Raw genomic sequence first — 13,769 nt, 5'->3', positions numbered from 1 at the left:
TATGAATAAGCGTATCTATCTACTGCTCCTCACGCTCGCTTTGGGACTAGAGCCACTTGGGGCTATGCACATCATGGAAGGATTCATTCCTCTGAAGTGGTGCATCCTTTGGTATCTCATAGCTCTCCCCTTTGTGGTCTTCAGCTATCGCTTTGTAGCCCGTCAGATCAAGGCTTCTCCTCGCATGAAGAGTTCTTTCGCCTTGGCAGCTGCTTATACTTTCATTCTCTCTGCTCTAAAGATGCCCTCCGTCGCGGGGAGTAGCTCCCACCTTACTGGGACCACATTGGGTACGCTTACGATTGGTCCTATGGCAATGCCTTTAGTCGGAGCTATCGTGCTTCTCTTCCAAGCTCTGCTATTGGCTCATGGGGGGATCAGTACACTGGGGGCAAATATCTTCTCGCTATCTATTGCAGGCCCTTTTGTTGCCTACGCACTCTTTCGCCTTCTAACCTCTGCTCGCTTACCAAAGAGTCTAGTCATCTTCATCGCAACCTTCTGCGGATCGATGGCAACCTATATCGTCACCTCTTTTCAGCTTGCTGTTGTCTATCCCGATACCGTCACAGGTATTATGGGAGCTGCATGGAAATTCCTCGGGATCTTCGCTATCACACAGGTGCCACTCTCTATTATTGAAGGTATCTTGACAGTCATTGTACTCCGCCTCCTTGAAAAGAGCCAAGCAAAAACGGCTACCAGCGTGAAAGCATCCAGCACGCAGTCCTCTACAAAGAGTAGCCTACGCCCACAATTCATTGGGCTCTCAATTCTCGCTGTAGTATGCCTTGCATTACCCATCTTAGCAGGCCTTTTTGACATAGGAGCAGGTACAGACGACCAAGCCGGAGAAATGATTGGGCGACTAACCCCGGGCTTCAATCCAACTCCATTCCTTGAGAGCTTCGAGCCATCAGAGTTTGCAGAGCCTCTTCTCTTCGCACTTCAGGTAGCTATTGGTATTGCTCTATTCGCCTGGGGATACTACCAGCTCATTTATAAGAGACATCAATCCAAGCAGAAGGAGCAAGAAGCCTAATGTCCCACACGAAGCACTGCTCTCGACGCCCTACGCTCCGTGAGGAGCAGGGGTACTTATTCTTGTGTCTACTTCTCCTTGGGGTAGCACTTGTGCTGCAGCATACAGCTTATCTCCTCATGCTTGCAGCTGCTATCATTGGCTTGACTTTTGCTCGAAGCACGGGAAAAAGATGGCTTTTGACACGTAGGCTCCTCATCATATCGTTCTTCATCCTCCTCTCAATTCTACCGATTGCCTTAGGCCGTGGAGAAGGGAGCTCTCTATGGATAGACTTCGGTGGCTGGGGTGTCACGAAGGTAGGCAGTGTACTGGCTGTCAAAACGGGACTTCGCTGCTTAGCCTCCGCCTCCTCAATGATGCTCCTCCTACAGCTTCTTCCGCTCCATCGACTCTATACAGTGCTATGCAGCCTTGGTACTCCCAAGCTCTTCATTGAGCTCATTGAGCTCACCTACCGCTATATCTTTGTCCTGGAGGAAACAGCGGGGCAGATTCGGCTGGCACAGACGAGCCGTTTAGGTTACCAAGGGAGCTTGGGCGAGAAGCTACAGCACTTCGGCATGCTCCTCTCGCGCACTTTCATATTGAGCCAAGTGGAATCAGACAAACTTTACCTTGGGCTCCAATCTCGAGGATATGAAGATGAAGGGCTAAGAAGTAGCTCACACAACAGCACTGAGAGTATGAATCACTTTCCTCTACTGCAAGTCAAAGAGCTATCCTTCCACTATGAAGATGGATATGAGGCTATCCGCGGTGTCACCTGCACCATACAGCGAGGAGAGCGTATAGCTCTCATCGGGCATAACGGCGCGGGGAAGTCTACCCTCTTCCTTCTACTCTCAGGACTCCAATCCTTATGGAGCGGAGAAGTCTATCTCCATGGCCAACTTATTCGTCCCCAAGAGCGAGTCTCCCTAAGACAGCAAGTAGCACTCGTACTCCAAAACTCCAATTATCAGCTCTTCACTCCCTCTGTCGAAGATGAGATCGCCTTCGGACTTAAGAATATGGGTCTACGTGAGGAAGCCCTTCATAATCGACTTGAGGAACTCTTGACTCGCTATAATCTCGCCGAGCTCCGCCACAAGCCCCCCCATGAACTGAGTGAAGGCCAAAAAAAGTGGGTAGCTCTGGTAGCTGTCCTCGCTACCGATCCTGAAGTTCTAATCCTTGACGAACCTACGGCGGCACTTGACGCGCTGTACACGGAGCGTGTGTTGGACTTACTGGAGCAGCTACACCTTGCAGGGAAGACCATCATCATCTCCACCCACGACATGGAGCTGGCCAGCCGCTTCGCTGATCGAGTATTACTGATGGAGGCAGGCAAACTGATTTGTGATCGCAAGGCTCCTGATCTTTGGTCCGATAGTATCCTGCTAAAGGATAAGCACCTTCCACAACCCTGGGCATGGCGAACTCGTACGCATCAGCAGGCGCCTCCCCGCCCAATCCGTACGGAGCTACAGCAGTATCACCTCCCGCTCTTCCTATCATCGGAAGCACTTCCCATACTCCTCGTCGGAGGAGGAAAGGGAATTTGGCGCAAAGCCCAAGGACTTATTGAGCGTCGCATCCCATTCAAAGTCATGGCACCAGCTCTCTGTGATGAGCTCACAGAAGCAGCAGGAAAAGGTGACTTTGAGTGGATTCCTCGTGCTTACACTGGGATCTCCGATGTAGGTGAGGCACGTATCGCCATCTTAGGAATAGGAGACGCTGGTGAAGAGCTTCGCTTTGCGAAAGAGCTTGAGGCTGCAGGCTACCTCTTCTCTCTACTCAGCGATGCGACGCGAGGAAACTTACAGTTTGGCGCTACCGCTCACAAGGAGGGCATCACCCTAGCGGTGCACAGCGACTACCGCCTCCCCGAGATCACGCAGCAGCTCAAGACGGCATGGAGTGAAACACTTCCCGATGGCTTCAAAGCACGGTTACAAGCCCTCGCCCAATATCGTCAAGCACTGCAAGAGGCTACCGATGAGGCTGAGCGTGCTCGTCTGCGCCAGGCCTACGACGAACTAAAAGAATCACTACTACAGGATACGATCCATGATCGGACTCATTAGTATCAACCATAAGACCGCCTCCCTATCGAGACGTGAGCAGTTCGCCCTCGGAGAGGAAGAAGCAGTCCAACTTATCTCACAGTGGCAAGGGGAGCAAGGTCTACTTGGTGGCTTTGTTCTATCTACTTGCAACCGCCTGGAGATCTATTACGAAGCACCCAACCAAGTAACACAGGAGCTTGAGTCTACACTCATCCGCAGTCTCTATCGCTTCAAGCGCATACGCCACTCTGGGGACGAATCGATCTTCACAACTCTACATCACACAGAGGCCATACGCCACCTCTTTCGTTTGGCTTGTGGGCTGGAGTCGATGGTCCTTGGAGAAACCCAAATCCTCGGACAGCTGAAGGAAGCCTATCGTCGTGCTACGACTCACGAGCAGAGTACAGCCGTGATCTCTCGTCTCTGTCATCGAGCCTTTGAGACTGCTAAGAAAGTGCGCAGTGAGTACCTACTCTCGGCGACACCGATCTCTGCAGGGATAGCAGCCGTCGACTACCTCCGACAGCGTATCACGAACTTCTCTGAGCAGCCCGTACTCATCCTCGGAGCGGGACAGATGGCAGAAGTCATTGCCCGCCGCCTACAGGAACTCCAGCATCCTATGGTGAGCATCTACAATCGTACCCGTGAGAGAGCCATAGCCTTTGCTGAGAAGCACCAGATCCCCTCGGTGTACTCGGATGATCATCTTCCTCAGGCGCTCACAACCTCTCCTATCACCTTCGTCGCCACCTCTTCTCTTACTCCGATTATCACGGAGGAGCTCCTTGTACATATACCACAAGGGGAGCGCTACTTCTTCGATATGGCTGTGCCACGCAATGTCAATCCATCGCTAGACGAAGTCCCCCACCTCCACCTCTATACGATCGATGATCTGAGGAGTCAGCAGTATCTCTCGGGCGAAGAGATTCATCAGCGCGAGGAGATACGTAGCTACATCCAGTCGATGGTACAGGACTTCCTCCAGTGGTGCGATGCTGCGGAGGTAAGACAGACTATCGGTCTCATCCAGCAGGTATCCCATCAACTCCTCGACAAGGAACTCTCTGCCCTTCCCCACGACTTAAACGAAGAGAAACGTAAGCTCATCTCGCACTGGGACGAACATCTACGCACCACTTACACGACTGCGATCGTCTCAGCACTGCGAGAGCTGAGCGAGACGACAGGGCTTAAGACCTACTCCAAGACACTCCTCCAGCTCTTCACCCATATACAAGGTAAGCTTCCATCACATGACTCCTAAGACCTTCATCCTCGGGACGAGGGGAAGCCAGCTCGCACTGCGCCAGAGCGAGATGGTACGCGATGCCCTCCTCCAGCACTTCCCTACCCTTCAGATAGAGCTCAAGATCATCAAGACTAAGGGGGACAAGCTCCAGCATCTCTCCCTTGATGCCTCGGGAGACAAGGGACTCTTCACGGGAGCTCTTGAGGAAGCACTGCGAGCTGGAGAGATAGACTTCGCCGTGCACAGCCTCAAGGATCTTCCCGTTGATCCTGCTCCTGGCACCCGCATAGCAGCTTATCTGCCTCGTGCCGTCACACACGACACGCTCATAGGACCGATGCCTCTCGAGACTTTGCCCGAAGGTGCTCTCATCGGGACATCCAGCCGGCGCCGCGCCTATCAGATAGCTCTCCACTATCCTCATCTGCGTACCGAGCCTATCCGAGGGAATGTAGAGACCCGCATGGGGAAGGTCGACGCTGGACTCTTCGATGCTACCCTCCTCGCAGAAGCTGGTCTCACTCGTCTGGATATGAAGGACGTCACCCGCTATCCTATCAGTGAAGAGATCATCGTACCTGCTCCTGGGCAGGCAGCTATTGCCGTCCAGACGCGAGACGAAGATGGTGAGCTGCAGACCTTACTTCAGCAGATCCATGACGCGAAGACCGAGCGAGAGGTTACCATTGAACGAAGCCTCCTCAAGCGCTTAGGTGGCGGCTGTGCCCTCCCCTTGGGCTGCGTCTGCCATATCGAGGGCGAGACGGCAGAGCTTCGTGTCTTCTACGCGAACGCTTCGGGGACGGAGCACTATCTGGCTACACACCGCACCCCACTCTCTGATATTGACACCCTACTCTCGCAGCTCATCGAGCACCTTCAGCATATCACCACAGCATGAGTACCGTATATCTCGTCGGAGCTGGTCCTGGTGACCCCAAGCTCCTTACCCGTCGTGCCTACGAACTGATCACCTCAGCGGAGATCGTCGTCTATGACGCTCTCGTCTCTCCCCGCGTTATCGAGCTCATCCCCCCGGCTACCCGCCTCTACAATGTAGGGAAGCGCTATGGCGCGCACTCTATGAAGCAGCCCGAGATCAATGCGCTGCTCGTCGAGCTGGCTTCTGAAGGGGCGAGTAAGATCGTACGTCTCAAGGGCGGCGATCCCTTTGTCTTCGCTCACGGAGGAGAGGAGATGAACGTGCTCCGTGAAGCTGGTATCCGCTATGAGATTGTGCCAGGGATCACGGCGGGGCTTGCTGCTCCGGCCTACTTCGATATTCCCGTGACGCACCGAGCAGTCAGTCGTTCGTTCACTTGCCTTACTGCCCACTCGGAGTCAGGAGAGCTCCCTGCCTTCGACTGGCAAGCTCTTGCCAAGCTCGGCGGTACGCTGATCTTCTACATGGGTGTTCGCCAAATCGCTTCGATTAGCCAAGCTCTCATCGAGGCGGGATGCTCCGCAGCGACCCCAGCAGCTTTGGTTAGCCGAGGGACGACCCCACAGCAGGCACTTTTAGCACGCACCCTCGGGGAGTTCACTGATCCCGAAGAAGACTTCACGGCCTATACGCCCGCCCTCTTCGTCATTGGTGAGGTGATCCGTCTGAGTGAAGGTCGCACGTCACGCCCCTTGGCTGGGAAGAAGGTCATCGTTACGCGAGCACGTCATCAAGCCTCCTCACTGCAGGAAGCCCTCGAAAGTGAAGGCGCCGAGGCACTCCTTCTACCGACCATCGAACTATCATCCAACGAAGCCATCAACGCAGAAGTCGCCACACACCTCGGTCAGCTGGCGCGCTACGGCTGGATCTTCTTCACCTCGCCCAACGCCGTGGAGTTCTTCTTCGTAGCACTGCACCGAGCTGGACTTGATGCCCGTGCGCTCTCGCCCTGCCGTATTGCGTCGCTAGGACCGATGACCACGGCTGCGCTCGAAGCTCAAGGTATCAAGCCCGACTTTATGCCCAGCAAGTACCACGCTAAGGCCTTCGCCCGCGAATTTGTGGAGCAAGTCTCTGCCCCCCACGATAAGCCCCTGCTTCTACCTGCTTCGGCACTGGCGCATGACGACCTTGCTCATCTCCTGGAGGAATCAGGCTACCGCTGTGAGCGCCTTCCGCTCTACACCAATAGTCCGATTCATTACGAAGCGGAGGAGCTTCGGGCGACGCTGGCATCAGCTGACTACCTGACGGCATGCAGCTCATCGGCGATCCATCACCTTGTAGAGCTACTGGAGCAATATCAGCTGACCGACCTGCTACGTGAGCTTCCCATCGCAGTCCTTGGAGAGCAAACGGCAGGTGCCGTACGAAGCTACGGCCTTGATCCCCAGCTCATCGCACCGCAGGCGACCATCCCATCGCTCGTCGGAGCTCTCATAGAGCGCCTCGGCTAAGGCATTCTTCATTATCCATCACCAAGTAGTAGCGGGGTGTAGGGCATCAGGTCCTGCGCCCCGCTTTCGTATGCTGTGGAACGCCTTTCTGTAGGAAGCCGTAGCAAGCATATAGGGAGGAGAGAAGAAGGTATATACCTCGCTATCGTGAGGAATATACCTTACTGCCGTGAGGAATATACCTTACCGCCGCGAGGAATATACCTTTCTATCGTAGGGTATATACCTTTTGCTCGAAAGGTATATACTATTCAGCCGAAGGGTATATACTATTTGCTCCAAGGGTATATACCTTTTCATTCCACCTCAATAAAGCCGAGGACGAGAGGTCAAGAAGCCAGCACAAGCTCCTCCGGAGATTTGCGCTGTCAGTAGCGGACAATATTGCCTTAAAACGGGGGGAAAAGAGTATATTTGTACGTGAGCAAGCCAAGGATTTTACCCTCGATGACGCGACAAGCTACCACTGAGATGCCGATCCGCTAAGCACCGCTCATACGCTGGGCATAGAGCCACAGTGTAAGCTGACAACAAACAATACAGCAAATACACATACAATGGAACAAGTCGATGTGCTCCTCGGGCTGCAGTGGGGCGATGAAGGCAAAGGGAAGATCGTCGATGTACTGACGCCCTCCTATGATATTATTGCACGCTTCCAAGGCGGTCCCAACGCGGGGCATACGCTGGAATTCGAAGGAGAAAAGTACATCCTTCGCTCCATCCCCTCAGGTATCTTCCAGGGCGACAAGATCAACGTCATCGGTAATGGTGTAGTCCTTGACCCCATCCTCTTTGCCGAAGAAGCTCGCGCACTCTCCCGCAGCGGGCACGATCTGCGTAAGCGCCTCGTCATCTCTCGCAAGGCGCACCTGATCCTCCCCACGCACCGCATGATCGATGCAGCACAAGAGGCAGCCAAGGGCGGTGCCAAGATCGGGACGACAGGGAAGGGCATTGGCCCTACCTATACCGACAAGGTCAGCCGCACAGGGCTACGCGTCGGGGACATTCACTCCGACTTCCTCCGCAAGTACCAAGAAGCGAAGGAGCGTCACCTGACCCTTCTCCGCGCTTATCAGCACCCCACGGAGGGCCTCGAAGCTCTCGAAGCTCAGTGGATGGATGCGATCAAGTACCTCGAAGAGTTCACCTTCATCGATAGCGAAGAGTATATCAACGATGCACTTCGCTCCTCGCGTCGCGTCTTAGCAGAGGGTGCACAGGGCTCGCTCTTAGATATCGACTTCGGCTCCTATCCCTTCGTCACCTCAAGCAACACAGTCTGCGCAGGCTGCTGCACAGGTCTCGGCGTCGCTCCACGACAGATCGGTGAGGTCTACGGGATCTTCAAGGCTTACTGCACCCGTGTCGGCTCGGGTCCCTTCCCCACGGAGCTCTTCGACGAAACGGGTGAGCAGCTCTGCTCGCTGGGTCATGAGTTTGGCTCTGTGACAGGTCGCCGCCGCCGCTGTGGTTGGCTCGACCTCGTAGCTCTACGCTATACGGTGATGCTCAATGGGGTCAGCCGCCTGATCATGATGAAGAGCGACGTCCTCGATAGCTTCGCCACGATCCGCGTCTGCACAGACTACGAGATCGATGGTAAGAAGACGCGCAACTTCCCCTATGAGCTTACCGATGCGGTACGCCCTGTCTACACCGAGCTCAAGGGGTGGCAGTGCGACACGACTAAGCTCACCTCTGCAGCGGAGTTCCCTCAGGAGCTCAAGGACTACATTACCTTCGTAGAGCGTGAGATCGGTGTACCCATCACGATCATCTCCGTTGGGCCAGATAGAGATCAGACGATTACCCTCCATCCTGAGCTCCTGCCCCAGACTCACTGAATAGACTTCGATGACCTATCAAGAAGCTATTGAGTATCTCTATGCGGCTACGCCCGTCTTCCAGCAGGTAGGCACCACGGCATACAAGCCAGGCTTAGAGACAACACATACCCTGGACACACACTACGGCCATCCCCACCGCTGCTACCGCACGATACATGTCGGTGGCACGAATGGTAAGGGGTCGACCTCCCACACGATAGCAGCCGTCTTACAGGCCTCTGGCTATCGTGTGGGGCTCTTCACATCCCCCCACCTCTTAGACTTCCGTGAGCGCATCCGAGTGAATGGAGAGATGGTGAGCGAAGACTTCGTTTGTCGCTTCGTAGAGGAGGCTAAGCCCCTCATCGAAGAGCGCTCGCCCTCCTTCTTCGAGATCACGACGCTCATGACTTTCGACTACTTCCGTCAGGCACAGGTAGACTTCGCCGTCATCGAGGTTGGGCTGGGTGGACGACTTGACTGCACCAACATCATCTCGCCCATCGCCTCCGTCATCACCAGCATCAGCAAGGATCACACCCAGCTACTCGGAGATACGCTCGAGGCTATAGCTCGGGAGAAGGCGGGTATCATCAAGCCTCATACGCCTGTCATCATCGGGCGAGGCGAATCCTCTGAAGTGCGCGAGGTCTTCGTGAAGAAGGCAGCCGAAGAGGAGGCTCCCATCATCTTCGCCGAAGAAGCCGTACACATTAAGGCACAGACACCCGAGTTCCCAGGCCAGAGCTTTACGCTTGAAGGAGAGGAAGCTCTCCCCTACTACTTCGGCTTGGGTGGACTCGTACAGCGGGATAACTTCCGAGCGATCTACGCTACGATCCAAGAGCTACGTAGGCAAGGAATCGCCATCTCAGAGGAAGCATTCCGTGACGGACTACGTGATGTCGTTTCGCTCACTGGGCTGCGCGGACGCTGGGAAGTACTATCTCAGCACCCCACCCTCATCTGCGACACTGCACACAATGAAGATGGCGTCCGCTATATCGTAGAGCAACTCCGTAGCCTACAGCGTCCCCTACACATCATCTTCGGCATGGTCAATGACAAGGATATCCGCGGAGTACTACAACGTCTACCGAAAGAAGCGCGTTATTACTTCACCGCAGCCTCCGTGCCACGTGCTCTCGCACCAGAGGACTTACAAGCTCTAGCTGAGCAGTATGGACTACAAGGCAGCACTTATCCGAACGTCCACGAGGCACTCATCGCTGCTCGCAAGGCGGCAAACCCAGATACAGATGTCCTCTTCGTCGGGGGGAGCAACTTCCTCATCTCCGACCTCTTGGCGGACCTCTCTAACACAGATATCAACTAACTAATAATTCTATCAATATGGAACAAGCAAAGCTGTCACTGCGTGACAAGCCAGCCGCCCGCTGGGGTGCGCTGGCACTCCTCTCGCTGACGATGTTCTTCGCCTACATGTTCGTAGACGTACTCTCTCCAGTGAAAACACTCGTCGAGACCGAGCTCGGCTGGGACTCTACCATCTTCGGGCTCTATGGCGGGAGTGAATTCTTCCTCAACGTCTTCATTGGGTTCCTCATCCTCGCAGGTATCATCCTCGATAAGATGGGTGTACGCTTCACTGCACTACTCTCAGGTAGCTTCATGGTCATTGGGGCCCTTATCAAGGTCTATGCCCTGAGTGCAACCTTCCGCAATGGAGGCCCTGGCTATGATGCTATCAATAGCTTCAGCAGCTCCATCCATGGCATCACGGGGTGGAACCTCCCTCCCACGGCTCTCTGCGCCTGCCTCGGCTTCATGCTCTTCGGCTGTGGTACTGAGATGGCCGGTGTAACGGTATCCCGTGCTATCGTCAAGTGGTTCAAAGGCAGATCAATGGCACTCGCTATGGGCATCGAGATGGCTGTAGCACGCCTTGGGGTAGCTGGTGCCTTGTGGATCTCTCCTTGGCTATCTAAGAAGTTCGAAACAGTACAGGCTCCCGTAATCTTCTGCGCCCTGCTCCTTTGCATAGGTCTGATGCTGTATATCGTCTACTTCTTCATGGATAAGGCACTTGATAAGGATATCGAAGGTGAAGAAGAGGAAGAAGCAGAAGAACCCTTCAAGTTCTCTGACCTTGGGAAGGTCTTTGGCACAGGCGTCTTCTGGATTGTCGCTATCCTGTGTGCGCTCTACTACTCGGCTATTTTCCCCTTCCAGAAGTTCGCCACTGAGATGCTACAATACAAGGTAGGCTTTGATAACGAATTCGCATCGCGTATCTTCAGTGTCTTCCCATTTGGAGCTGCGCTCGTGACACCTTTACTAGGCTACTATCTTGACCGCAAGGGTAAGGGTGCAACGATGCTCATCGTTGGTTCTATTCTTATGATTGTCTGCCACCTGACCTTTGCTCTCTATCCCTTCGTATATGATAGTCTCGGCAGTGGGATTGTGGCTATGACTGCAATTGTCGTCCTTGGGATATCCTTCTCACTCGTACCAGCGACACTATGGCCTGCAGTTCCTAAGCTTATCGACAACAAGGTACTGGGATCCGCTTACTCAGCTATCTTCTGGATTCAGAATATAGGTTTGATGACTGTACCCATCATCGTAGGTAGTGTCCTTGACTCGTCTAATAAGGGTATACCCGAAGGTCAGCCCAAGGACTATACGCTTGCCATGCTTGTCTTCGCCAGCTTCGGTGTCATCGCTCTACTAATGAGCCTCCTCCTCAAGGCTATCGACAAGAAGAAGCAATACGGTCTCGAGCTGCCCAATGTGAAGTAGTAATCACCCCCTTCATCCTAATGCATCGCGAGGTGCCGCTCCCTTGGCTGGGGCGGCACCTCGCTGCTTTTAGATACACAAGCCCTTCGCCTTATCGCAAATACTCCTCTTATTCAGCGGAGGGAAAAGTGCCATTATCGTGAAGGAAAAAGTATCTTCACGTAGTGGTTTTCCTCTGTCTATGTACGTAGTCTTAAAGACCAGGCACGCAAATCCAAATATCCACGTACGTAGATATTAGAGCCACATACGTAGCCCAAACTTATCTGCCACTCGTCCACAACTTTTATCCATACGCGAAGCAACAACCCAATATAAGTCATTTCACAAAGCTATATAGCTTTGGACTGATTCCTATATAGCTCTACCCACGCACCCATATACCTATATATGAACCAGTATTGGTCACTAAATGTACCTATACTGATTCGCGAGCTGACCAGTACTGGTCAAATCGTCGACCAGTACTGGTTCATTTTCCATCCACCTTTGGCTTTCTACTTTTAGAGCAAGACAGGACAACCGCTCCAAGGTACTCACAGCTGGCACTCGATACTGCTTTACACCGAATAGCCTCGAGTAAGTAAATCGAAATGAGCGAGGTACAAGACTACAGCAATAGTCATTCCCTCTCAAAGCTGTAGTTGTTCCAAGTACGAACCAATAGTCGTTCATACCCCGAACGAGTAGTCGTTTGCCCTCGTAGCAATAGTAGTTAGTTCGAGCACAGAGCAGTAGTCGTTTACGAAGTGACTATCCACGGAGTACTATGATAATGGGACGACATACCACAAGGACAGCATTATGAGATAAGCTATAAGAAGCCTTATCTCCACGAAGCTCATTCCTCGGCATCTTAGCTTTTTACCGTATCTTTGTGCACATTGTGTAAGCCTCACCGAGGCACAAGAGACAACGATAATATATGGCAGTCGAAATAAGACAGATCACGGAGAAAGCCGACCTGAGGAAGTTCGTCAAGTTCAACCTCAAGCTCTACAAGGGCAATCCGTATCACGTACCTGGGCTCATCGAGGACGAACTCCTCACGCTGGACCCAGCACGCAACCCCGCCTTTAAGTTCTGCGAAGCCGCATACTTCCTTGCCTATCGCGATGGGCGTATCGTCGGGCGTATCGCAGGGATCATCAATCACCGCGCCAACGAGACGTGGAACCAAAACAACGTACGCTTCGGCTTCGTCGACTTCATCAATGACAATGAAGTCGTCGATGCGCTCTTCAAGGCTGTTGCCGACTGGGGCAAGGCCCGTGGCAAGGATATGCTCCAGGGGCCCATGGGCTTCTCTGACCTCGACCACGAAGGGATGCTCATCGAGGGCTTCGACCAGCTCGGTACGATGGCTACGATCTACAACTATGCATACTACCCCAAGCACATGCAGCGCATGGGCTTTGTCAAGGATCAGGACTGGCAGGAGTATAAGATCATGATCCCCGAGGAGATCCCCGAGAAGCACAAGCGTATCGCCGAGATCGTCCGCAAGAAGTACGGGCTCAAGACTCTGAAGTTCAAGAATCAACAGGAGATCCTCCCCTATGCACACCGCATCTTCGACACGCTGAACCAAGCCTACTCAGTCCTCTACGGGGTATCTGAGCTGTCACGTGAGCAGATCGACTACTATGTGCGTATGTACATCCCTATGCTACGCTACGACTTCGTGACCGTCATCGTCCGCGAGGAAGATGATAAGGTCATTGGCTTCGGCATCACGCTGCCCAACCTTAGCCGTGCGCTACAGAAAGCTAAGGGAAGCCTCTTCCCCTTCGGATGGGCACACCTACTACGTGCACTGAAGATGAAGAACCCCATCGTAGACCTCTACCTCATCGGGGTCATCCCAGAGTATCAGAACAAGGGCGTCAATGCACTTCTCTTCGACGACCTCATCCCTGTCTTCCAGAAGAACGGCGTACGCTATGCCGAGAGCAATCCAGAGCTCGAGACCAACGCTGCTGTACAGATGCAGTGGAACTACTTCGAGCGTAAGCACCACAAGACCCGTCGTGCCTGGATCAAAGAAATATAAGAGATATGCTTGTTGAATTACTGAAGTCCAAGATTCACCGCGTCACAGTCACCGAAGCGAACCTCTCCTACATCGGGAGTATCACTATCGATACCGACCTCATCGAGGCCGCTAATATCCTCCCAGGAGAGAAGGTACAGATCGTCAATAATAACAATGGGGCTCGCCTCGAGACCTACGTCATCGCTGGAGAGCGAGGATCAGGTGTCATCTGCCTCAACGGAGCTGCAGCCCGTCTGGTGCAGCCTGGCGATACCGTGATCATCATGGCCTATGCTTGGATGACCTACGAAGAAGCACAGGGCTTCAAGCCCGCAGTTATCTTCCCCGATACCGCAACCAATAGACTCGTATAGAT

10 protein-coding genes are annotated in these 13,769 nt (G+C 53.6%); all 10 read left to right on the top strand.

Features of this window, described 5'->3' with window-relative positions:
- The first annotated feature begins 1 nt into the window (after window position 1).
- The 10 genes from HMPREF1323_RS04725 to panD all read left to right on the top strand — a co-directional run bounded on the left by HMPREF1323_RS04725 (window position 2) and on the right by panD (window position 13,767).
- Window positions 2-1,042 (top strand): energy-coupling factor ABC transporter permease, encoded by a 1,041-nt coding sequence (locus HMPREF1323_RS04725; RefSeq protein WP_009432951.1) that lies wholly within the window; start codon window positions 2-4, stop codon window positions 1,040-1,042.
- The gene (locus HMPREF1323_RS08985) at window positions 1,042-3,117 is read left to right on the top strand and encodes an ATP-binding cassette domain-containing protein (RefSeq protein WP_009433079.1); all 2,076 of its coding nucleotides are present in this window, start codon (window positions 1,042-1,044) and stop codon (window positions 3,115-3,117) included. The genes HMPREF1323_RS04725 and HMPREF1323_RS08985 overlap by 1 nt, the downstream gene beginning before the upstream one ends.
- Window positions 3,101-4,372, top strand: coding sequence for a glutamyl-tRNA reductase (gene hemA / locus HMPREF1323_RS04715; protein WP_009432995.1), 1,272 nt, complete (start codon window positions 3,101-3,103; stop codon window positions 4,370-4,372). Before HMPREF1323_RS08985 ends, hemA begins: the two co-directional genes overlap by 17 nt.
- On the top strand, window positions 4,362-5,258 hold the full coding sequence (gene hemC / locus HMPREF1323_RS04710; protein ID WP_009432897.1) for a hydroxymethylbilane synthase: 897 nt from the start codon (window positions 4,362-4,364) through the stop codon (window positions 5,256-5,258). The genes hemA and hemC overlap by 11 nt, the downstream gene beginning before the upstream one ends.
- Window positions 5,255-6,760 (top strand): uroporphyrinogen-III C-methyltransferase, encoded by a 1,506-nt coding sequence (gene cobA / locus HMPREF1323_RS04705; RefSeq protein WP_009432939.1) that lies wholly within the window; start codon window positions 5,255-5,257, stop codon window positions 6,758-6,760. Before hemC ends, cobA begins: the two co-directional genes overlap by 4 nt.
- A gap of 557 nt (window positions 6,761-7,317) precedes the next feature.
- Window positions 7,318-8,610: an adenylosuccinate synthase gene (locus HMPREF1323_RS04700; RefSeq protein WP_009751905.1), complete on the top strand. Its 1,293-nt coding sequence runs from the start codon at window positions 7,318-7,320 to the stop codon at window positions 8,608-8,610.
- A gap of 10 nt (window positions 8,611-8,620) precedes the next feature.
- Window positions 8,621-9,928, top strand: coding sequence for a bifunctional folylpolyglutamate synthase/dihydrofolate synthase (locus HMPREF1323_RS04695; protein ID WP_009433151.1), 1,308 nt, complete (start codon window positions 8,621-8,623; stop codon window positions 9,926-9,928).
- 17 nt (window positions 9,929-9,945) lie between these two features.
- A complete protein-coding gene (locus tag HMPREF1323_RS04690) occupies window positions 9,946-11,358 on the top strand; it encodes an MFS transporter (RefSeq protein WP_009433059.1) in 1,413 nt (470 codons plus the stop codon).
- A gap of 925 nt (window positions 11,359-12,283) precedes the next feature.
- Window positions 12,284-13,411 carry a GNAT family N-acetyltransferase gene (locus HMPREF1323_RS04685; protein ID WP_009432990.1) on the top strand — a complete coding sequence of 376 codons (1,128 nt, stop codon included), beginning with the start codon at window positions 12,284-12,286 and terminating at the stop codon, window positions 13,409-13,411.
- A 5-nt stretch (window positions 13,412-13,416) separates the two neighbouring features.
- Window positions 13,417-13,767 carry an aspartate 1-decarboxylase gene (panD, locus tag HMPREF1323_RS04680; RefSeq protein ID WP_009432887.1) on the top strand — a complete coding sequence of 117 codons (351 nt, stop codon included), beginning with the start codon at window positions 13,417-13,419 and terminating at the stop codon, window positions 13,765-13,767.
- Window positions 13,768-13,769: the final 2 nt, after the last annotated feature.

It is taken from the genome of Porphyromonas sp. oral taxon 279 str. F0450 (assembly GCF_000292995.1).
Taxonomy (GTDB): domain Bacteria; phylum Bacteroidota; class Bacteroidia; order Bacteroidales; family Porphyromonadaceae; genus Porphyromonas; species Porphyromonas pasteri.
Note: the sequence above shows the minus strand (reverse complement) of the source record. Positions and strands in the feature narration are given on the sequence as shown.